The 20,833-nt window shown below is 43.4% G+C and carries 19 protein-coding genes; 10 read left to right on the forward strand and 9 right to left on the reverse strand.

The genetic code is table 11. The features are described from left to right. Positions 1–36 precede the first annotated feature (36 nt). From E0H89_RS14430 to E0H89_RS14455, 6 genes are all read left to right on the forward strand, one after another. Positions 37–1,179: an ABC transporter substrate-binding protein gene (locus E0H89_RS14430; protein WP_131217955.1), complete on the forward strand. Its 1,143-nt coding sequence runs from the start codon at positions 37–39 to the stop codon at positions 1,177–1,179. 94 nt (positions 1,180–1,273) lie between these two features. Beyond that, positions 1,274–2,311, forward strand: a complete 1,038-nt coding sequence (locus tag E0H89_RS14435) for a branched-chain amino acid ABC transporter permease (RefSeq protein ID WP_131217956.1) — start codon at positions 1,274–1,276, stop codon at positions 2,309–2,311. Continuing rightward, positions 2,308–4,110: a branched-chain amino acid ABC transporter ATP-binding protein/permease gene (locus E0H89_RS14440; protein ID WP_131217957.1), complete on the forward strand. Its 1,803-nt coding sequence runs from the start codon at positions 2,308–2,310 to the stop codon at positions 4,108–4,110. Before E0H89_RS14435 ends, E0H89_RS14440 begins: the two co-directional genes overlap by 4 nt. Continuing rightward, complete coding sequence (locus tag E0H89_RS14445) at positions 4,107–4,880, forward strand: ABC transporter ATP-binding protein (RefSeq protein ID WP_131217958.1); 774 nt, start codon at positions 4,107–4,109, stop codon at positions 4,878–4,880. Before E0H89_RS14440 ends, E0H89_RS14445 begins: the two co-directional genes overlap by 4 nt. A 25-nt stretch (positions 4,881–4,905) precedes the next feature. Further along, positions 4,906–5,898, forward strand: coding sequence for a ketopantoate reductase family protein (locus tag E0H89_RS14450; protein WP_131217959.1), 993 nt, complete (start codon positions 4,906–4,908; stop codon positions 5,896–5,898). 12 nt (positions 5,899–5,910) lie between these two features. Then, the gene (locus tag E0H89_RS14455) at positions 5,911–6,657 is read left to right on the forward strand and encodes a class II aldolase/adducin family protein (RefSeq protein ID WP_131217960.1); all 747 of its coding nucleotides are present in this window, start codon (positions 5,911–5,913) and stop codon (positions 6,655–6,657) included. Between the two features lie 284 nt (positions 6,658–6,941). Here the strand turns inward: E0H89_RS14455 and pcaD are convergent, their stop codons facing one another. From pcaD to E0H89_RS14490, 7 genes are all read right to left on the reverse strand, one after another. After that, on the reverse strand, positions 6,942–7,718 hold the full coding sequence (gene pcaD / locus E0H89_RS14460) for a 3-oxoadipate enol-lactonase (protein ID WP_131217961.1): 777 nt from the start codon (positions 7,716–7,718) through the stop codon (positions 6,942–6,944). Between the two features lie 100 nt (positions 7,719–7,818). Further along, positions 7,819–9,024 (reverse strand): 3-oxoadipyl-CoA thiolase, encoded by a 1,206-nt coding sequence (gene pcaF, locus E0H89_RS14465; RefSeq protein ID WP_131217962.1) that lies wholly within the window; start codon positions 9,022–9,024, stop codon positions 7,819–7,821. A 173-nt stretch (positions 9,025–9,197) separates the two neighbouring features. After that, complete coding sequence (locus tag E0H89_RS14470) at positions 9,198–9,851, reverse strand: 3-oxoacid CoA-transferase subunit B (RefSeq protein ID WP_131217963.1); 654 nt, start codon at positions 9,849–9,851, stop codon at positions 9,198–9,200. A gap of 18 nt (positions 9,852–9,869) precedes the next feature. Then, the gene (locus E0H89_RS14475; RefSeq protein ID WP_131217964.1) at positions 9,870–10,556 is read right to left on the reverse strand and encodes a 3-oxoacid CoA-transferase subunit A; all 687 of its coding nucleotides are present in this window, start codon (positions 10,554–10,556) and stop codon (positions 9,870–9,872) included. 119 nt (positions 10,557–10,675) lie between these two features. Then, complete coding sequence (gene catA / locus E0H89_RS14480; protein ID WP_131217965.1) at positions 10,676–11,596, reverse strand: catechol 1,2-dioxygenase; 921 nt, start codon at positions 11,594–11,596, stop codon at positions 10,676–10,678. Between the two features lie 124 nt (positions 11,597–11,720). Beyond that, positions 11,721–12,011 (reverse strand): muconolactone Delta-isomerase, encoded by a 291-nt coding sequence (catC, locus tag E0H89_RS14485; RefSeq protein WP_131217966.1) that lies wholly within the window; start codon positions 12,009–12,011, stop codon positions 11,721–11,723. Positions 12,012–12,026: 15 nt separating this feature from the next. Beyond that, positions 12,027–13,136, reverse strand: coding sequence for a muconate/chloromuconate family cycloisomerase (locus E0H89_RS14490; protein ID WP_131217967.1), 1,110 nt, complete (start codon positions 13,134–13,136; stop codon positions 12,027–12,029). A 106-nt stretch (positions 13,137–13,242) separates the two neighbouring features. Here E0H89_RS14490 and E0H89_RS14495 point away from each other — a divergent pair, with 106 nt between their 5' ends. Both E0H89_RS14495 and E0H89_RS14500 read left to right on the forward strand, forming a co-directional pair. Then, on the forward strand, positions 13,243–14,160 hold the full coding sequence (locus E0H89_RS14495) for a LysR family transcriptional regulator (protein WP_131217968.1): 918 nt from the start codon (positions 13,243–13,245) through the stop codon (positions 14,158–14,160). 287 nt (positions 14,161–14,447) lie between these two features. Next, positions 14,448–15,713 carry an OprD family outer membrane porin gene (locus tag E0H89_RS14500; RefSeq protein ID WP_131217969.1) on the forward strand — a complete coding sequence of 422 codons (1,266 nt, stop codon included), beginning with the start codon at positions 14,448–14,450 and terminating at the stop codon, positions 15,711–15,713. A 760-nt stretch (positions 15,714–16,473) separates the two neighbouring features. Here the strand turns inward: E0H89_RS14500 and E0H89_RS14505 are convergent. Beyond that, positions 16,474–17,151: a type 1 glutamine amidotransferase domain-containing protein gene (locus E0H89_RS14505; RefSeq protein WP_131217970.1), complete on the reverse strand. Its 678-nt coding sequence runs from the start codon at positions 17,149–17,151 to the stop codon at positions 16,474–16,476. 187 nt (positions 17,152–17,338) lie between these two features. Further along, the gene (locus E0H89_RS14510) at positions 17,339–18,223 is read right to left on the reverse strand and encodes a LysR family transcriptional regulator (RefSeq protein ID WP_131217971.1); all 885 of its coding nucleotides are present in this window, start codon (positions 18,221–18,223) and stop codon (positions 17,339–17,341) included. 176 nt (positions 18,224–18,399) lie between these two features. On the opposite strand from E0H89_RS14510, the gene E0H89_RS14515 reads away from it, so the two are divergent. Continuing rightward, on the forward strand, positions 18,400–19,929 hold the full coding sequence (locus E0H89_RS14515; protein ID WP_131217972.1) for a CoA-acylating methylmalonate-semialdehyde dehydrogenase: 1,530 nt from the start codon (positions 18,400–18,402) through the stop codon (positions 19,927–19,929). An 11-nt stretch (positions 19,930–19,940) separates the two neighbouring features. After that, positions 19,941–20,831, forward strand: a complete 891-nt coding sequence (gene mmsB, locus E0H89_RS14520; protein WP_131217973.1) for a 3-hydroxyisobutyrate dehydrogenase — start codon at positions 19,941–19,943, stop codon at positions 20,829–20,831. Positions 20,832–20,833: the final 2 nt, after the last annotated feature.

Below are 20,833 nucleotides of genomic sequence, written 5' to 3' on the forward strand. Positions count from 1 at the left end.
GAGACTCATCAATGAATGATAAATGGAGTTTGTCATATGGAAATCAATAAAATACTGCTTGTTTCTGCTCTAGCAGCAGGTTCAATCACCACTCACGCCGATGTACGCATTGGTGTGGTTAGCTCATCTACAGGCCCCGTCGCGATGGTGGGAATTCCGCAGAAGAATACAGTTGCATTACTACCTAAAACCATTGGTGGTGAAAAAGTGACTTATATTTCTTTGGATGATGCCAGTGATCCAACGGCAAGCGTAAAAGCAATTAACAAGCTGATTAGTGAAAGCAACGTAGATGCCATTATTGGGCCTTCTGGATCGCCAAATGCCAGTGCAGTTATTGGTATTATTGCCAAGGCTCAGGTTCCTTTGCTCGCGCCTGTTGGAACATCAACTGTTGTTTTACCAATGAATCCGCAAAAAAAATGGGTATTCAAAACCACGCAAAATGATGATTTAATCGCACAAGCCTTAGTTGAGGACATGGTTAAGCGCAAGATTAAAACGTTGGGTTTTATTGGTACAGCAGACCCTTATGGCGAAAACTGGAGTAAAGTTGTTGCTCAATTAGCAGCCAGCAAGGGCATTAAAATTACACAAAAAGAGTCTTTTCAGCGTCAGGACACCTCATTGACTGGACAGGCACTGAAACTGATTGCGGGCAAGCCACAAGCCATCTTAATTGCAGCTCCAGGTAGTGCCGCAGTAACACCGCAAGTCGCTTTATATGATCGGGGTTATCGTGGACAAATTTATCAAACCCATGGGGCTGCTTTAGATCAGTTTTTAAAGTTAGGTGGCAAAAAAGTAGATAATACGATTTTAGCGGCCAGTCTGATGCTGGTCATTAACGAAATTGACAACAAGCATCCTTCCAAAGCAATTGCTTTGAAATACATGAACAATTACAAAAAGATGTATGGTGAATACCCGGCGACATTCGGTGCGAATGTCTATGATGCTGGACTGCTTTTAGAAAAGGCGATTCCAGTGGCGTTAAAGCAGGCAAAACCAGGAAGCATTCAATTCCGCCAAGCATTACGGACAGCCTTGGAACAAACCAAAGAGCTAGCTGGCACACAAGGTGTTTATAACATGACCCCGATGGATCATAGCGGTTTTGACAAGCGCGGGCGGGTCATGGTGACTGTGAAAAATGGGCAATGGAAATTGCTGAAGTAATAAAATTTTTAATTAATTAATCTGCTGTTCAATTCAGGGTGCAGGGGCACTTCAGGAGCTTTCGTCCCTGAAAAATAGCGAGGATCTGGCGGTCATGGATTTAGACATCGCATTAATTCTTGGGCAGGATGGAATTACCAGTGGAGCAATCTATGCATTGCTCGCCTTATGTATTTTATTGGTTTTTACTGTCACCCGAATTTTACTCATTCCTTTAGGTGAATTTAGTGTTTTTGGCGCATTGACACTTGCCTCTATTCAAGCTGGAACACCAAGCCGTATTGTATGGTTGTTGGTAGTATTCTTTGCTTTTCAACTCATGCTTGATCTTTATGCGGGCTTCAGAAATAAAACCCCATTGCATTTAAGAAGCCATATTCTGTGGGCGATTTACATTGGTTTAGTAGTAGGTGCCATGTATTTTCTACCATTAGCAAGCTTGCCGATGCTTATTCAAGTTTTACTTGCTTTGGCTGTTATTACACCGCTTGGTCCACAAATCTACCGTTTATTCTTTCAGCCTTTGGTGGCTGCTAAATCATTAGTGCTACTGATTGTTTCTATTGCAGTGCATGTGGCTTTGGTGGGTATTGGATTATTAGTTTTTGGCCCAGATGGCGCGCAAACTCAACCCTTCAGTGATGCGGTATATCAATGGGGTAATTTAGCTGTTAATAGCCAAACTCTTTATATTATTGCTGCGTTTTTCAGCATGATTCTTGTGCTGTGGTATTTCTTTGGAAAGACACTCTATGGCAAAGCATTAAGAGCCACTGCGGTGAATAGAGTCGGCGCACAGCTGATGGGAATCTCCCCCATTTTTGCAGGCAAAATCACCTTTGCAATGGCAGCGTTTATGGGAGCATTTGCGGGCATTTTAATTGCACCCATTACCACACTGTATTATGACTCTGGTTTTATTATCAGCCTTAAAGGCTTTGTTGGCGCAATTATTGGTGGTTTAGCAAGTTTTCCGGTGGCGGCCGCAGGTTCTGTGGCAGTTGGCATTATTGAAGCATTTTCTATGTTTTGGGCCAGCGATTATAAAGAAATTATTGTCTTTACCCTGATTATTCCATTTTTGCTTTGGAAATCTTTAACGTCTCGTCACATTGAGGAGGACCATGAATGAAGTCTAAATATTTATTTGTGGGCTTTGCTGCGCTTATGGCCCTTAGCCCGTTAATTTTACCTGCTTACCAAGTTACGCTTCTTAATTATATTGGGCTGAATGCTTTAGTCGTTTTAGGTTTAGTGTTATTGACAGGTGTTGGCGGCATGACCAGTTTTGGTCAAGCCGCATTGGTAGGCATTGGGGCTTACTCAACCGCTTATTTAACAGTGACAGAACAGCTGCCGCAGTTCTTGATGTGGACCGGTGGCAGCCCATGGGCAGGACTGCTTTTGGGCATAGTTTTAACTGTTATTTCTGCATTTCTTGTGGGTGGCTTAACCTTAAAACTGTCTGGACATTATTTGCCTTTAGGCACCATCGCCTGGGGTATATCCCTTTATTATTTTTTCTCAACCATTGAAAGTTTAGGCGGTCATTCAGGTATTTCTAATATTCCGAGCATTTCCATTGCGAGCTATGCCTTAGACACCAGCAATAAAATGTTTTATCTCATTTGGCTGATTTTATTTGTGGCCATTATTTTGACCAAAAATATTTTGAACTCCAGAGAAGGCCGTGCGATACGGGCGCTCAAAGGCGGGCAAGTGATGGCGGAGTCTATGGGAGTAAATACTTTTAGATCCAAAATGGTGGTGTTTGTTATTTCCTCGGTTTTTGCCTCTATTTCAGGCTGGTTATATGCCCATAATCAATCGTTTATTAACCCGACACCTTTTGGTTTACAAATGGGGATTGATTATCTGTTTATGGCCTTGCTTGGCGGTGTAGGCAGTATTTGGGGCGCCATATTTGGAGCAGGCATATTCACCATGCTGCGCCAATGGCTGCAAGACTTAATGCCGGTTATTTTCGGCAATAATGGACAGTATGAAACTATTGTTTTTGGTTTAATGATTGTATTGTTGATGCAAAAAGCCCCATCTGGCTTATGGCCAATGCTGGTCAAGCTGATACCGCCGCGTTTTAGAGCTAATGATTTGCATACGGAGCTAACCGCACCCACACAGGCACTTCCTGCCGTGGATTTGCCCCCAAAAGGGACTCTGATTTTAGAAGCAAAAAATGTGACGAAAAAATTTGGCGGTTTGGTTGCCAATAACAACATGAATTTAAAAATTCATGCAGGTGAAATTCTGGCACTGATTGGCCCAAATGGTGCAGGAAAAAGCACCATGTTTAATCAGCTGTCCGGTGTCGATGTTCCAACCAGCGGTGAAGTCATATTTTTAGGTGAAAAAATCAATGGCATGTTATCGCGTGAAATTGCGAAAAAGGGACTGAGCCGAACGTTTCAGCACGTCAAAATTTTGCCAGAAATGACGGTGTTGGAAAATGTGGTGATTGGCGCGCATTTACGCGGTAAAAAAGGCGTTTGGGCCTCGCTGTTCAGGTTGGATCGTGAAGAAGAAAACAATTTATTGAATGAAGCTAAATTTCAGTTAGAGCGGGTCGGCCTAGGGGATTATCTTTATACCGAAGCTGGAAATCTGGCATTGGGACAGCAGCGAATATTGGAAATTGCGCGTGCTTTATGTGCCCATCCAAGCTTATTGCTATTGGATGAACCTGCTGCAGGCTTACGTTTAAAAGAAAAACAGGCTTTGGCTGAGCTTTTAATGAAGCTGAAGGCAGAGGGTATGGCGACTTTATTGGTAGAGCATGATATGGACTTTGTGATGAATTTGGTCGATCACGTTGTAGTGATGGAGTTTGGTGAAAAAATAGCAGAAGGCTTGCCAGAAGATATCCAAAAAAACGAAGCTGTTCTAGAAGCCTATTTAGGAGGCGCAGCATGAGTACGATCACAGAAAATACGCAGGGCAAATGCTTATTAGAGGTCAGTAATTTAAGCGTGGCTTATGGCAAAGTTGATGCACTGATGAACTTCAATATGCGGGTAAATGAAGGACAGATCGTGTCCGTCGTGGGCCCCAATGGTGCAGGCAAGACCACCTTGCTTTCTGCAATCATGGGAGTTCTTGCTTCAAAAGGTGATGTTGAATTTGATGGCAGTGTAGAGCAATGCCCGCCCATAGAGCGAATGGTCGTACGCGGACTAGGTTTAGTGCCTGAAAAAAGGGAATTATTCAGCAGCATGAGTATTGAAGATAATCTCATGCTGGGTGGATTTCAGCGTTATCGGCATGGCGACCGCAGTTTAAATGAAACATTAGATGAGGTTTATAATATTTTTCCGCGTTTAAAAGAACGCCGGATTCAGGAAGCCGGTACCTTATCGGGTGGTGAACGTCAAATGCTTGCTGTTGGCCGTGCACTTATGGCCAAGCCTAAACTGTTGATGCTGGATGAGCCGAGTCTCGGTTTAGCACCTTTAATTACTCGTGAGATTTTTAAAATTATTGATCAGTTACGTGGTCAGGGCGTGTCTATTCTATTGGTAGAACAAAATGCGCGTGCAGCTTTGAAGTTGGCAGACTATGCCTATGTTTTAGAAATGGGCGAACTCTCGATGCAAGGCACTGGTCAAGATTTAGTTGAGGATCCTCGGATTATTGAAAGCTATTTAGGGATTAACAGTAAACATCAGGACATTCTTTCTATTTAACTTTCCTTTTAAGCGGGAGCGCCTTATGAAAAAAGAGACCAAAATTTCTATTTTAGGCGCCGGTGCAATTGGCTGTACCTTGGCAGCTCGTCTGATTTTAGCAGGCCGTGAACGAGTCAGTTTAATTGCACGTGGTGAGAATTTTCAGGTGCTGTCCACTCAAGGCATTTATCTAACCGATTTAACGGGCAAATATCAGTTGACCCCCTATCGTGTTGTGCAAGACATCACAGAACTTGATCCGCAAGATATTATTTTTATTACCACCAAATCGAATGCCCTGCATCAGGTTACTGCTTCTGTTCAACATGCAGTGCATGCTGAAACCGTGATTATTCCGCTCATGAACGGCATTCCATTTTGGTATTTTTATCAAGGTCAAAGTGACGGTGATATACAGGCAATTAACTGCCTAGATAAAGATAGGCAATTGATTGAGCATTTTCCTTTAGCGCATTTAATTGGTTCTGTGGTGTTTATCACAGCAAAATTGGAGGCTTATGGGAAAGTGGAGTCGGATAATCCATATTTGCTAATTTTAGGTGAGCCTAAGAATCAAATCACAGAGCGTATAAAGGTAGTTCAAGCTCTTTTCGCAGATAGCGGTATTGAATTAAGAGTGACTGACCAAATTCGAGATCAGATTTGGACCAAAGTAATTGCAAACTTAAGTTCGAACCCGCTTTCTGTAGTAACGGGTGCTCCTTTAAAGGACATCTACGCACACCCACGCTTAAATGAAATGGCTCTGCAAATTACCCAAGAAGTCAGGCAGGTGGCTGCCAGTTATGGTGCGCGCATTTCCATTGATCCCTTAACTTTTTTACAGTTAGGCACAAATATGGGAAACGTGTACACCTCTATGTGGCATGACTATCAAAAGAAACAACCTTTAGAAATGGCAGGCATAGCGGAAGCTGTTTTTGAGCTAGCCGAGCAATTTAATTGTCCTATGCCAGTCACGAAGCATATTTGCAATTTAACCGCCTATTTGAGTGAGCAATCACGGAAGATTTAAAAAAGGATTTTTATGAATACAAGCATTCAACCTTTGAATTTCAGTCAGCAGGAATGGGAACTGCGTGTAAAGCTGGCGAATTGTTATCATTTAGTGGACTATTTTGGTTGGACTGAAACAATTTTTAATCATATTTCGGCACGGTTGCCGGGTGATGAACATCACTATTTGGTCAATCCTTTTGGATTAAATTATACTGAAGTCACGCCAGAAAATTTATTGAAAGTTGATTTAGCCGGAAATAAGGTAGAACCTTCCGAATATGATGCAAATCCTGCGGGCTTTGCTTTGCACAGTGCAGTTCATGGCGCAAGGCATGATATCAGATGTCTGATTCATACCCATACCACACCAATCAGTGCTGTAGTACAGAAAAAAAATGCTTTCTCTTATGACAGCTTCTATGGTGCCCAACTATATGGGCGAGTGGCTTATCATGCTTTTGAAGGCATTACGCTTTTTCAAGAAGAAAAGCAGCGGATGATTCAACATCTTGCAGATAAGCATATTTTAGTATTGCGAAATCATGGCATTGCAGTAGGAGAGAGCAGTATTGAAAAAGCATTTTTTTTACTGTGGACTGTGCAGCGCGCGGCTGAAATTCAATGCCAAGCGGGTGCTTTAGGGGGAGAAGATTTTCCGCTGAGTGAAGAGGTAAAGCAAAAATGCACAGATTTAACCGCAATGCTGATTCGTGACAGCGGATTTGCAGATAAATTCTTTAATGCGATGGTACGTAAAATGCATGAAGCGGGTTAAAAATATACCATTCCCATGGGTTTTTTGAGTTTCCAGCAGGAATGGCAGTGTAGTGTAAGCCAGTTAAACTGGCAGTCTTTTGAACAGTCCGAGTAAATTGACGGTCATGATTTACGCGATCATGTTGATCTTTGTATCTGCTGATTCAACTTAAGGCGGTGGGCAGAGATTTTATTGAGGGTCATGATTAACATTAATTTTCTCCGTATTTGACCAAAATATAGAATTAAGGGTTAAAAAAAAGATGCAATACGCGCGTATTGCATCCAAAGAGGAACACTCAATTAATTAAAAGCTGTACGTAAAGCCTGTGTAAATGCTTCTGGCGATTCAATATTTGAAATATGTGCTGCATTAATTTCAATCAACTGGCTAGCGGGAATTCTTGCTGTCATATACAACGCATCTGTAACTGTTGTGACAGAATCTTGCTGACCTGCAATGACCGTTACAGGTAAAGTAATGGTTTTCAAAGCTTCACTTAAATCTGCTTTTGCCAACGCTTCGCAACAACTTGCATAACCTTCGGCACTGCCAGCTGCCAGGCTAATTTGCAGCTTTTCAACTGCTGCTGCATTGTCTTGAATAAATTTATCTGTAAACCAGCGCCCGGCTGCAGTTGAAGCGATCGGTTGTAAACCTTGTTTACGTACCAGTGCTGCACGCTCATTCCAAGATTGTTCCTGACCAATTCTCGCTGCGGTATTACACACAGTGATATGAATAAACCGTTCAGGTTGATGAGTCGCGAGCCATTGACCAGTTAAACCGCCCATGGAAATACCGCAAAAATGAACTTTTTGCATATTTAAGTGATCTAACAAATAGATCACATCCAGTCCCAGCTGTTCAATTGAATATGGGCCTTGAGGAGAAGATGAAGTCCCATGACCGCGTGTATCGTAGCAAATTATAAAGAAATCATTTTGCAGTGCATCAATTTGCGGCTGCCACATTCGATAATTCGTTCCCAAAGAATTGGAAAAAATAATCGCGGGTTTACTCACATCACCAAAAGTTGCGTAATTAAGGGTTACATCACTTGAAATAAATGTTGGCATGGATTTCCTCTCAACCTTCTGGTATTGGCTACCGTATTTGGCAGTCACAGGACCAATCAGGAAAAAGATTGATCTAATTATTGTCTAAAATAAATTGTGTTTAAGTCCGTTGAATAATGAGTGCGATACCTTGACCGACACCAATACACATTGAACACAGCGCGTAGTGGCCACCCGTCTGTTCCAGCTGGTTCAGCGCAGTCGTCACCAGACGTGCACCGGATGCGCCAAGTGGATGACCCAATGCAATCGCGCCACCATTCGGATTGACCTGGGTTGAGCCATCTTCAATACCCAGGTCACGCGTCACCGCCAAGGCTTGTGCGGCAAAGGCTTCGTTCAGTTCAATCACATCCATTTGCTCCAGCGTTAAACCGGTTTGCTTGAGCAGCTTTTTAATCGCAGGTGCAGGGCCAAAGCCCATGATGCGGGGTTCCACACCAACCACGGTGGCGCCAATAATCTTGGCACGCGGTGTTAAGCCATATTTTTCTACCGCCTCATCCGAAGCAATCAGCAGGGCTGCTGCACCATCGTTAATCCCGGAAGCATTACCCGCCGTAACCGTACCGTCGGCTTTCACCACCGGTTTCAGTTTATTTAAACCTTCTAATGTTGTTGAAGCACGTGGATGTTCATCGCTATCTACGACAACGGGTTCGCCTTTACGTTGTGGAATGCTGACCGGAATAATTTCTTGATCGAAGAAACCACGCGCCTGTGCTGCTGCGGTACGCTTCTGGCTTTCCAGCGCAAACTGGTCCTGATCGGCACGGTTGATGTTGAACTGTTCTGCCACATTTTCCGCGGTTTGCGGCATAGTTTCTACGCCATACATCTCTTTCAGCTTCGGATTGATAAAACGCCAACCCATGGTGGTGTCTTCAAGTTTCTGACTGCGGCCATAAGCGCCTTCAGACTTACCCATCACCAGCGGTGCGCGTGACATGGATTCTACACCCCCGGCAATAATCAGCTCTGCTTCACCGGCTTTAATGGCACGCGCTGCCATTGCTACTGCATCCAGTGATGAGCCACATAAACGGTTCACAGTTGTTGCAGGCACCTGATACGGCATTCCTGCAAGCAGTGCCGACATACGGCCGACATTGCGGTTGTCTTCACCGGCCTGGTTGGCACAGCCATAAATCACATCATCTACTTTTTCAAAGTCAACCGATGGATTACGTTGCATTAAAGCTTTAATTGGAAGTGCACCGAGGTCATCGGCACGTACCGGAGCGAGACCCCCGGCATAACGGCCGAATGGGGTACGGATGGCATCGATAATATAGGCATTTTTCATTATGTAATCCTTTTACCCCCCTTAATCGCTCCTGAAAAGAATGGAGACTGAGCGGGCTTCAACATGATGTGAGCTTGGGCATAAAGTCTCCCTTCTTGTACTTTGGCTTAAAGCAGTGCTTTTAAGCCTGGCTCAGGGAAATCAGGGGGGATTTAAAATTTCTTTAAAGCGTATTAACCCTGAGTTGCATCAATCAGCTTTGCACCGGTCAAAGACTGCAATTCTTCAAATGACAGACCTTCGACTTTCTCAATCACTTTCATACCTTCATCAGTCACGTCAATCACGCACAGGTCGGTATAGATGCGGTCTACGCATTTCAGGCCGGTGGCAGGATAGCTGAGTTCTGAAACAATCTTCGGTTCGCCTTTTTTGGTCACATGATCGGTGGTGATAAAGACTTTTTTCGCACCCACCGCCAGGTCCATGGCGCCGCCGACAGCAGGAATCGCATTCGGTGCACCGGTATGCCAGTTGGCCAGATCACCATTTTCAGCAATCTGGAACGCACCCAGTACCGCGATATCCAGGTGACCGCCACGCATCATCGCGAACGAGTCGCCATGATGGAAATACGCGCCGCCCTGTAATAAAGTCACAAACTCTTTACCGGCATTGATCAGTTCCGGATCCTCTTCGCCAGCAGCGGGTGGTGGACCAAATGCCAGCAAGCCATTTTCAGAGTGCAGAAACACATCTTTGTCTTTTGGCAGGTAGTTGGAAATCTTGGTCGGCAAACCAATACCGAGGTTGACATAAGCACCATCGGGAATGTCTTGTGCCACACGCTCTGCAATTTGATCGCGGGATAGTTTGCTATAGCTCATTTTTTAATCCTCACGTAATTAGGCAGATTGCTCAAGGGGTTTGGTGCCAACAGCAACCACGTGCTGTACAAAAATGCCCGGGGTAATAATGTGTTCAGGGTCAAGCGCACCCAGTTCCACCACTTCTGCAACCTGCGCAATGGTGACATCGGCGGCCATGGCCATGATCGGGCCAAAGTTACGTGCCGACTTGTTGTAGACCAGGTTGCCCCAGCGGTCGCCCTGATGCGCCTTGATCAAGGCAAAATCGGCCTTGATCGGGTTTTCCAGTACAAAGTCTTTGCCTTCATAGTTCAGGGTCGGTTTGCCTTCCGCCAGCAAAGTTCCAAAACCGGTTGGCGTATAGATGGGACCAAGTCCCATACCTGCAGCCTGAATCCGGCAGGCCAGATTGCCTTGCGGTACCAGTTCCAGTTCAATTTTTCCGGCACGATAGATTTCATCGAATACATAAGAGTCAGACTGGCGCGGGAAAGAACAGATAATCTTGCGCACTGCACCGGTTTTAAGCAGCTTGGCCAAACCGTAATCGCCATTGCCGGCATTGTTGTTCACAATGACCAGGTCTTTTACACCCAGTTCGATTAGACCGTCAATCAGTTCAGCCGGTTGTCCCGCTGTACCAAAACCACCAATCATGATGGTGGCACCATCTTTAATCTGGGAGAGCGCTTTGGTGAGAGACGCTGTACTTTTATCAATCATGCTGCAAACCTTTAATAAGCAATAAGCAAATTTTTACCGTTAAATTAATTGAAAATTTAACGGTAAAAATCTGAAGTGCTGCAAGGCACTAGTAATGCTATGCAGCACAGATAAGTGCGTTAAGCGCTGACGCGGCGACGGTCAATTTCTGTTGTTGGTGCCTGTGCAGACTCTTTGACCAGTTCAACATTAAAGGTAATGTGTTTGAAGGGTTTATCTACATTGCGTTTAGCCATTGCTTCTACATCATTGATATCTGTTGCAGTGGCGACCAGACCTTCGCGTGTCGCAAAAGCAAAGTCATCCCAAAGATATTGATCGCCTTCAATATTAAATTGAGTCGTCAGTTTGCGGTAACCTAGCGCTGAAACAAAATAATGCACGTGAGACGGACGGTTGCCATGACGGCCAAGTTTGTTTAATACAGCTTGGGTTGTGCCTTCTGGAGGACAGCCATAACCGACTGGCATTGTGGTTTGAGCAACATAATGGCCGGCATTATCGGCAATAATGGTGCGGCGTAAATTAAAATCAGACTGAGATTTATCAAAGAATGAGTAATTACCTAAACTATTGGCATGCCAGACTTCAACTTTAGCGCCTTGAATTACATTACCGTCAGTATCAGTAACTGTACCTTCAATGAATAAAGTATCGATTTTGTCTGATTCAGTCCCGTCATCCATTCGCGCAAAACCAACAGATTCTGGCGCGCCTGCGACATAGAGCGGACCTTCGATGGTACGCGGTGTACCGCCAGTAATGCCTGCTTTGGCATCCGCTTCATCGGCACGGAGATCTAAATAGTGCTCCAGTCCAAGCCCTGCTGCTAAAAGGCCTAGTTCATTGGCTTGGCCTGCGTCGGTAAAATATTCTAAACCTTTCCAGAGTTCAGTTTGAGAGATATCCAAATCCTCAATGGCCTGGAATAGATCTCCCAGTAAACGGACAACAATTTGCTGTACGCGTGCATCAACTGGCCCTGTAGCTGTATCTACATTCATTTGTTTTACTAATTGATCAATCTCTTGACGGTTCATACTTTTTCTCCTTGAGTATGCAGTTTTATTTGTGATTTTTAAGGCTTAGGTTCAGCTGGCATTTATTGACCACATTTTTTGTTTACGCAGCCTAACCTTTTTGGGCTGCGGGTATGATTAAAGGTCAGCTATCGTCTTCACGAATAGAAGAAGGGTGGCGGTTAAGTGCCATTACTTCAATATTCATATAGGGATAAAGCGGCAGACCTTGCAAAATATTGTGCAGTTCTTCATTACTTTCTACATCAAAAATGCTGATGTTTGAATACTGTCCTGTTACACGCCAAATATGGCGCCATTTGCCTTGACGCTGTAAGTCCTGTGAATAGGCTTTTTCAACAGTTTTGATTTCATTGGCTTGCTCGCTTGGCAGATCCAAAGGGATATGCACATCCATGCGGACTTGGAAAAGCATTCACAGCTCCTTTAATTACAAACGACGTAAGTGATCAATCTTGTTTTCATCCACCTCAATACCAAGTCCAGCACTTTGGGGGATTTGTAATTTAAAGTTTTGGTATTGAAGCGGGGTTTTTAAAATTTCTTCAGTCAGCAGCAGTGGGCCGAACAGCTCAGTTCCGTACGCCAAATTGTCAAATGTTGAAAATACATGTGCGGAAGCTATTGTGCCTACTGGACCTTCCAGCATGGTGCCACCATATAAATCAATACCTGCAAGTTTGGCAATTTTTCCAACTTCACAGCCTTCAAGCAGCCCGCCGGATTGCGCCACCTTAACGGCAAAAACAGAAGCTGCGTTGCATTTAGCCAGTTGGTAAGCAGTGTTTGGACCCATTAAGGATTCATCTGCCATGATTGCAATATCAAATCTGCGGGTGAGGCGCTGCATGGCATCAATATTATCAATAGCACAAGGCTGTTCAATCAGGTCAACGCCGCCATCTTGCAGCATTTGGATTCCTTTAATTGCTTGCAGTTCAGACCATGCACGGTTGACGTCTACACGAATTGAAATACCGGGTCCTAATGCTTCTTTAATGGCGAGTACATGTTCAACATCTGCTTCAACTGCATGAGAGCCAATTTTCAGTTTGAAAATATTATGCCGCTTCACTTCAATCATTTTCTGTGCCTCAGCAATATCTTTGTCTGTATTGCCGGATGCCAGTACCCAAAGTACCGGAATACTGTCACGCAAGCGCCCGCCTAAAATTTCACTCAGCGGTAGACCTGAACGCTGAGCCTGAATATCTAATAAGGCAGTTTGTATGGCGCACTTGGCAAAACGATTGCCGTTAATATTTCTATTTATCGTTTGCATGGTTTTGGCCATATTTAGCCCGTACATTGATTTCAATAAGGGACGGAAATATGTCTCAATATTGGTTTTAATGCTTTCAGGACTTTCCTCTCCATAACCTAAACCACCAATAGTGGTCGCTTCGCCCCATCCGATGAAACCATCACTGGTGCTAATTTTGACCAAAACTAAGGTTTGTGTCTGCATTGTCGCCACCGCCATTTTATGCGGGCGGATGGTGGGGATTTCGACGAGTATCGTTTCTATTGACTGGTACATAATTATATTAATGGAAAAATACATATAATTTTAAACTATATTATTTTTTTTGTTTATACTATGACTAGAAAGGTATTTTTAAATACCAAAAAAGGAATATTAAAATATGGAACTAAAACATTTACGTTATTTTGTTACGGTGGTAGAAGAGCAGAGCATTACCAAAGCTGCAGATAAATTATGCATCGCACAGCCACCGTTAAGCCGACAAATTCAAAAGTTAGAAGAAAAATTAGGCATTACTTTATTTGAACGTGGTTCTCGGCCCATTAAAATGACTGAAGCAGGACAGTTTTTTTATGAACATGCTGTTCAAATTTTAGCCCATACCGCACAAGCAACTTCTATGGCGCAACGGATCAATGCAGTGGATCAGACCGTCCGCATTGGTTATGTCAGTTCTTTGCTTTATGCGTTGCTGCCACAAATTATTTATTTGTTTAGACAGCGTAATCCGGATATGTCTGTTGAATTAATTGAATACGGTACATGTGATCAAATTGAAGCACTCAAAGCTGGAAAAATAGATCTAGGTTTTGGCCGGCTTCGACTCATAGATCCGTCTATTAAGCGCCTACTGCTCAGAAAAGAACGTTTATTGCTTGCCATTCATAAGAATCATCATCTAGCCGAATTTATTGAATCTGGTATTTATCTGTCACAAATTTTGGATGAAGCTATTTTTTCCTATCCCAAAACCCCAAAACCCAATTTTGCTACGGCAGTACAAAGCATATTCACAGAATTAGGTTTAGTACCCAAAAAACTGATAGAAGTACGTGAAATTCATATGGCACTTGGCTTGGTTTCTTCAGGAGAAGGTATTTGCGTGATTCCAGAAACCGCCAGTGATATTGGTATGAAAAATTTAGCTTATATTCCGATTCTGGATTTGGAAGCCCACAGCCCAATCTCTTTATCTGTGCGTAATATGGATCAAAGTAGTTACATTCCAAAAATTTTAGATTGTATTCAAGAGGTGTTTAAAAATGAAAATATTGATCTTGATATGGACAATATATAAGTCGATTGAATAATCTATGGAAATTCAATGCCATTTTTTCTTTAATCCTCTCAAACTATTTTAAAATGATAAAAAAGGTATGATTATATACTTAATTAGATATGGAAAATTACATTAACAATTCAATAATATAAGGTATCCTAATTTTCCTTTTTAGTTCTGAAATTATCTTAAATTTTAATATTAAAAAGTTTCTATCGGGGTAAATCAGCATTCAGATCAAACAGGCAGATAATGATGTTTGCATAGTGGATGAGAAAACAATACGGATGTAGGAAAGGATTTCCATGTATAACTTATCTTCAAAACGTACTGCTCAAAAAGCAGTGCTATTTTCATTTTTTAGTATTGCAGGGTTGAATGCAGCGCATGCCAATTTTTTCGAGGACAGTCAAAAGTCTGTTTACCTCAGAAATTTTTATGTTGAACGTGACTTTGAAGGAACAAATCAGGATTTAGGCAGCTGGTCTCAAGGTATCAGTGGCCGCTTTGAATCCGGCTATAGCGATACGCCACTTCAGTTTGGTTTAGACCTAGGGTTTCAATATGCGGTGAGATTGAATGATCATAATGAAGAGCGTTTAGATACAGTCTTTAAGTATGATCAGGCCGAAAATCGTCAGGAACGGGATTATTTAAAACTGGGCGCGACCTTAAAGTTGAAATACCAGAATACTGAACTCAAAGTCGGTGAATTATTGCCTAAAACGCCTGTGCTATTTATTGATGATTCCCGTCAGTTGGTCACCACCTTTGCAGGTGCAATGCTGGAAAGTAAAGAAATTAAAAATTTAAAAGTCTCTGCAGGACGCTTTACGCATATTAATGCTCGTGACGACGATGAATTTAGAAAAATGAGTCTGGGCGGTAATAAAGATCCGAATAAAGAAAGTGACGGAATGAATTTTATTGGGCTAGATTATAATTTCACGCCAAAAGTGTCAGGATCGTATTGGTTTGGCCAGCTGGAAGATATTTACAAGCAGCACTATGTGAATGCCGCTTATTCAGAGCAGATCAATACGACCAAACTAAAAGTGGATGCCCGCTATTTTAACTATACAGAAGATGGCGATGCTTATTTCGGCAGTATTGATGCGCAGTCCGCAGGATTGCAGGCGACAGTTCAAAATGGGGGCAACTCATTAACTGCCGGTATACAAAAAAATATGGGAGACGATGCGATTCCTTTATTGGCGGGTTATGTACCGCAAGCTTATTTGCAAACTTGGTCAACCTTGGCATTTTATAAACCGAAAGAGTTGACATGGCATGCGCTATACAGCTATGACTTTAAAAATGCGGGTGTGCCAGGTCTGAAATTAGGCCTGCGCTATTTAAACGGCAGTGAAATATACCGCCCAGGCTTTAAAGACAACAAGGAAACTGAAAAGAACGTGATTGTAAATTACACCATTCCTGAAGGAAAACTAAAAGGTTTAGGTCTGGAATGGAGACACATTCGTGCGGATATTAAATATGGCGCAGGAGATACTCCTGGAACAGATTTTGTAGAAGACCGTATCATTACGAGCTATACCTTTAAATTTTGATTTTATTCAAACGAAAGAAAAATATAAGGAAGTTTTGCTGTAAAAAGTTAAGAGATGATCATCATCTTAAAGCTTTAGCCAAGTGCTTATACCTATGCTTAATGAGAGATTAAATTATCTTCGGCATTTAGACCTCTACTAATATTTTGATAGTTCTAGCAAATTTTTGCAGAGGTCTTCTTATAGCTAAATTTAATCTATCATTTGCGGGGGGTAATTTCTTGCTTTTTAATTTCTCATTGCTTTAATCAAACCATTAACTTTAATAGTTAATTTTTTTCTTTAAAACCTGATATCTAATTTAGGTTTTAAGTAAAACGATAGCTAAAAAATGAAATAGGATGTAAAAAATAATCTCGATAAAAGATCAATTTCACTCAATTCGAGATTCTAAATTCTAGCCATAAATTAAATCTCAAACCGATTCTTTCTTCTCTATTCTAATGAATGCAAGGATGTTGAAGATTTTCAGATTGCCAACTACGTGCTTGATGTAGATTCTTCTTTTATTGAGATTTTGATTACATATTTTAAGTTCAGATTTCAGCGTAGAACGGCTTTCACTTTTTTAACGGCAATAGACACCATGCATCATCTTCCTAAGCCTGTATCTATGATCATAAAGGCATCTTAATGTTTTAGGCTCAAATTTCGTTTGCATAACTGAAATGCCCGCATAACAGCTACATAAACTCAGGATTCACTGAGTTTATGTAGTGAATCAATACTTGTACGTTAATCTTTCTATACTCATATCTGCTTATTTTAGTGATTTTAACAGGGCTTCTGCTGTAGCAGCAGAAGACGCCGGGTTTTGTCCCGTAATCAGTAAACCATCTTGCTGTACATAAACCTGCCAATCCTCGCCCTTGGAATATTGTCCACCATTTTCTTTGAGCATGTCTTCGACCAAAAAGGGAACAATTTCGGTCAGGCCTACAGCACTTTCTTCCGTATTGCTAAAGCCTGTGACTGATTTGCCTCTTACAATTGGTTGCTCATCACTGCCTTTCACATGACGTAGTACGCCAGGCGCATGACAGACCAATGCCACAGGTTTATCTGCCTGCAAAGCCTGTTCGATTAAGGAAATCGAGTTCTGGTCTTCGGCTAGATCCCATAACGGGCCATGACCGCCCGGATAAAATACTGCATCAAAATCGGCAATAGAAATTTCACTTAGTTTCTGGGTATTCGCCAACGCTTGCATGGCAGATGCATCCGCTTTGAAACGATGAGTGGTTTCAGTTTGGGCATCTTTTTCATTACTTTTCGGGTCTAACGGCGGCTGCCCCCCTTTAGGAGAGACTAATGTAACTTCTGCACCGGCATCGATAAACGCATAATAAGGCGCAGCCAGCTCTTCCAGCCAGAAGCCGGTTTTCTTACCGGTATTACCAAGCGTGTCATGTGAAGTCAGAACAATCAGTACTTTCATATTATTTTCCTGTATTTTCCTAAAAATTATTGAAGTCATCGGCTGTTAATTTAGCAAGTACACAGCTTGAAAAATGTTCTTATAGGTTTATTTGCTGTATCGATACGTTATGGCTTAAGTTGATTCAACTCAATACAGATTAAATCAAGTTACAAAGAAAAAAGTCATCTAAAGATCAAGAAATGATTTATCTGCCCATTAACACCGCTTGCTGAATATCTGCCTGTTTACGCAAAAAATCCCAGACCAGTTTAATCCGGGGTTCATGTTGTAAATCAACCAAGGTTAGCATCCAGAAAGTGTGTGCAAAATTTACCTGCTCACTGAGTACCTCTTCAAGTTCAGGTTTATCCTGGGTAATAAATCGCGGCAAAATCGCCAGTCCGGCACCCGCACTGACCGCAATTTGCTGGGCCAGAATACTGTTACTGCGAAAACAGGCAGTCAATTGCAGGGGTAAGCGTTCCAGCGAATACAGCGCTGAGCTATAAACCAGATCATCAATATAATCGACAAAACGGTGCTGAGTTAAATCTTCTACCCGTTTAATTGGGGGATTTTGTTGTAAATACTTTTTACTGCCATACAGCTTTAAACAGTAATTCGAGAGACGGGTAATGATATAGGGTCCAGATTTGGGCCGGTCAATCGCGATCACAATATCGGCTTCACGATGTGACAATTTAATGGTTTTCGGAACAGGAATTAAATCAATGGTTAAGGAGGGATAATGCTGAGAAAACTCGGCCAATAACCGCGCTAAAAATGCAGTTCCAAAGCCTTCCGGCGCACCAATCCTTACCCGACCGTGTAAGGGATCATGACGTTTGTCAATCTGGATAAACGACTGTTCCATTTGCTCTACACGCGGTACTAATGCCAAGCCTTCCGATGTCAGCTCATAACCTGTCGCTTCGCGTTTAAACAGTTGCGTACCGAGAGTATTTTCTAGAGCTTGAATCCGCCGTGCCACAGTACTGTGTTCAACACCAATCAAGCGGGCTGCGTTGGTGAGCGTTTTAGCACGCGCCAAAACTAAAAAAAAGCGTAAATGATCCCAATCTACTTTCATTTTTTATTTAACATCCTGTTAAATGCCTGTGCAAATTTGCACAATCATCGTGCACCAATTTCTATTGGTGGTCAAAGTGTTCTTTGTTAGTCTGCAGAAACAGCGTAAAAATAATACGCCGAATAAAGCCAGTAAAGGCAGATACAACGACAATAACAAACCAGCACGGAGCGACCATGAACGCCATTTCTCATCCACAGCAAAGTACCGGATTCACCACCGCAAAACTTCTCATTAATGGTGAATTTGTCGAATCAAAAACCAGCCATTGGCAAGATATTATCAATCCTGCCACTCAGGAAGTCTTGGGTCAGGTACCCTTTGCTACCGCAGAAGAAGTCAATGCCGCGATTGCTGCCGCACAAAATGCCTTTGCCAGCTGGTGCCAGACTCCGATTCAGGCACGTATGCGGATTATGCTGAAACTGCAGGATCTGATTCGTACTAACTTAAAAAGTATTGCCCAAGTATTAACGGCGGAACAGGGCAAAACCCTGGCCGATGCCGAAGGTGATATCCAGCGTGGTTTAGAAGTGGTGGAGCATGCCTGTTCGATCGGTTCACTACAAATGGGTGAGTATATTGAAGGTGTGGCACGCGGTGTCGATACCTATACCTTGCAGCAGCCGCTAGGTGTCTGTGCCGGAATTACCCCGTTTAACTTCCCTGCGATGATTCCACTGTGGATGTTCCCGATGGCGATTGTCTGCGGCAATACTTTTGTCTTAAAACCTTCGGAACAAGATCCGCTATCGACCATGATGCTGGTTGAACTGGCGATTCAGGCAGGCGTACCTGCAGGTGTACTGAATGTGGTGCATGGCGGTAAAGAAGTGGTTGATCTGCTATGTACCCATCGTGATATCAAAGCGATTTCTTTTGTCGGCTCGACCGCGGTCGGTACGCATGTCTATAACCTGGCTGGCCAACATGGTAAGCGTGTACAGTCGATGATGGGCGCCAAAAACCATGTCGTGGTGATGCCGGATGCCAATAAAGAACAGACTTTAAATGCTTTAGTCGGTGCAGCCTTTGGCGCAGCCGGTCAGCGTTGTATGGCACTTTCAGTGGCCGTGATGGTTGGTGAGACCAAGCACTGGGTCGATGAACTGGTCAATAAAACCAAAACCTTAAAGGTCAATGCAGGCCATGAACCGAATACCGATGTCGGACCAGTGATTTCAACCCGTGCCAAAGCCCGCGTGATTGATCTGATTAATAGTGGTGTTGAACAGGGTGCTGAATTACTGCTAGATGGCCGTGATGTACAAGTCCCGGACTATGAAAAAGGCAATTTTGTCGGACCAACGATTTTTAATCAGGTCACGACCGATATGCGCATTTATCAAGAAGAAGTATTTGGTCCAGTACTGGCCATTATGCATGTCGACACTTTAGAACAAGCCATTGCACTGATTAATGCCAATCCATTTGGTAACGGCGTTGGACTCTTTACCCAAAATGGCAATACGGCACGCACCTTCCAGCACCAGATTGATATTGGGCAGGTCGGTATTAACATTCCAATTCCTGTACCTGTGCCTTTCTTCAGCTTTACCGGTTCGCGTGGTTCAAAGCTCGGTGATCTAGGACCTTATGGCAAACAGGCGGTGCAGTTCTATACCCAGACCAAAACCATTACCAGTCGCTGGTTTGAGGATGATCAGGAAACCACAGGTGTGAATACCACGATCAGTCTGCGTTAAGGAGCATCCGCATGAAGATTGCATTTATTGGTTTAGGCAACATGGGCGGCTCCATGGCACAGAACCTGCTCAAGTCGGGCCATCAGGTTTTTGGTTATGACTTGAGTGCAGTGGCTTTAGAGCATTTTGCAGAAGCAGGCGGTATCGTCTGCGACAGTCCACAAGCTGCCGCCAAGCAGGCAGAGGTCGTGGTCAGCATGTTGCCTGCAGCCAAGCATGTACGTGAAGTTTATCTCGGTGAACACGGTATTCTGGAGGTACTTCAGGCGGGCAGTTTGTGTATTGATAGCAGTACCATTGACCCGCAAAGCATTCAGGACATTGCCACAGCAGCGCAGGCTAAACAGATTCGGGTCTGTGATGCACCGGTATCAGGCGGAACTTTGGGCGCCAAAGATGGCACTTTAACCTTTATGGTCGGCGCAGATGCAGCGACCTTTGATGCAGTCAAACCGGTCCTCAGCTGTATGGGTAAAAATCTGGTGCATTGTGGTGCGGTGGGAACAGGACAGGTGGCAAAAATCTGTAATAACCTGATTCTGGGCATTTCCATGACTGCCGTTGCAGAAGGGATGGCACTCGGTGCCAAACTGGGAATCGATCCGCAGGCCTTGGCTGGGGTGATCAATAGTTCCACCGGACGTTGCTGGAGTTCTGAAATTTATAATCCCTGGCCCGATATTTGTGCCAATGCGCCGTCATCGCGGGGTTATACCGACGGTTTTGCCGCACAACTGATGCTCAAGGATTTGGGCCTGGCTGTCGATGCTGCGCAACAGGTGGATCAACCGGTGGTACTCGGCAGCATGGTACAAAAACTCTATCAACAGCTCTGTCAGGAAGGAGATGCCCATCTGGACTTCTCCAGCATCATGCATCAATACACCACACCACCTGCTTAAAA

Origin of the sequence: Acinetobacter sp. ANC 3781 (assembly GCF_004331285.1) — a bacterium.
Classification (GTDB): Bacteria; Pseudomonadota; Gammaproteobacteria; order Pseudomonadales; family Moraxellaceae; genus Acinetobacter.

Bases quoted from the DNA above. Each gene is read 5' to 3' on its own strand.
- pcaF (WP_131217962.1), bottom strand. From the start codon at position 9,024: ATGAAAAATGCCTATATTATCGATGCCATCCGTACCCCATTCGGCCGT.
- E0H89_RS14450 (WP_131217959.1), top strand. From the start codon at position 4,906: ATGAAAAAAGAGACCAAAATTTCTATTTTAGGCGCCGGTGCAATTGGC.
- E0H89_RS14500 (WP_131217969.1), top strand. From the start codon at position 14,448: ATGTATAACTTATCTTCAAAACGTACTGCTCAAAAAGCAGTGCTATTT.
- catA (WP_131217965.1), bottom strand. From the start codon at position 11,596: ATGAACCGTCAAGAGATTGATCAATTAGTAAAACAAATGAATGTAGAT.
- pcaD (WP_131217961.1), bottom strand. From the start codon at position 7,718: ATGCCAACATTTATTTCAAGTGATGTAACCCTTAATTACGCAACTTTT.
- E0H89_RS14495 (WP_131217968.1), top strand. From the start codon at position 13,243: ATGGAACTAAAACATTTACGTTATTTTGTTACGGTGGTAGAAGAGCAG.
- E0H89_RS14430 (WP_131217955.1), top strand. From the start codon at position 37: ATGGAAATCAATAAAATACTGCTTGTTTCTGCTCTAGCAGCAGGTTCA.
- E0H89_RS14445 (WP_131217958.1), top strand. From the start codon at position 4,107: ATGAGTACGATCACAGAAAATACGCAGGGCAAATGCTTATTAGAGGTC.
- E0H89_RS14505 (WP_131217970.1), bottom strand. From the start codon at position 17,151: ATGAAAGTACTGATTGTTCTGACTTCACATGACACGCTTGGTAATACC.
- catC (WP_131217966.1), bottom strand. From the start codon at position 12,011: ATGCTTTTCCAAGTCCGCATGGATGTGCATATCCCTTTGGATCTGCCA.
- E0H89_RS14440 (WP_131217957.1), top strand. From the start codon at position 2,308: ATGAAGTCTAAATATTTATTTGTGGGCTTTGCTGCGCTTATGGCCCTT.
- E0H89_RS14515 (WP_131217972.1), top strand. From the start codon at position 18,400: ATGAACGCCATTTCTCATCCACAGCAAAGTACCGGATTCACCACCGCA.
- E0H89_RS14475 (WP_131217964.1), bottom strand. From the start codon at position 10,556: ATGATTGATAAAAGTACAGCGTCTCTCACCAAAGCGCTCTCCCAGATT.
- E0H89_RS14510 (WP_131217971.1), bottom strand. From the start codon at position 18,223: ATGAAAGTAGATTGGGATCATTTACGCTTTTTTTTAGTTTTGGCGCGT.
- mmsB (WP_131217973.1), top strand. From the start codon at position 19,941: ATGAAGATTGCATTTATTGGTTTAGGCAACATGGGCGGCTCCATGGCA.
- E0H89_RS14455 (WP_131217960.1), top strand. From the start codon at position 5,911: ATGAATACAAGCATTCAACCTTTGAATTTCAGTCAGCAGGAATGGGAA.
- E0H89_RS14470 (WP_131217963.1), bottom strand. From the start codon at position 9,851: ATGAGCTATAGCAAACTATCCCGCGATCAAATTGCAGAGCGTGTGGCA.
- E0H89_RS14490 (WP_131217967.1), bottom strand. From the start codon at position 13,136: ATGTACCAGTCAATAGAAACGATACTCGTCGAAATCCCCACCATCCGC.
- E0H89_RS14435 (WP_131217956.1), top strand. From the start codon at position 1,274: ATGGATTTAGACATCGCATTAATTCTTGGGCAGGATGGAATTACCAGT.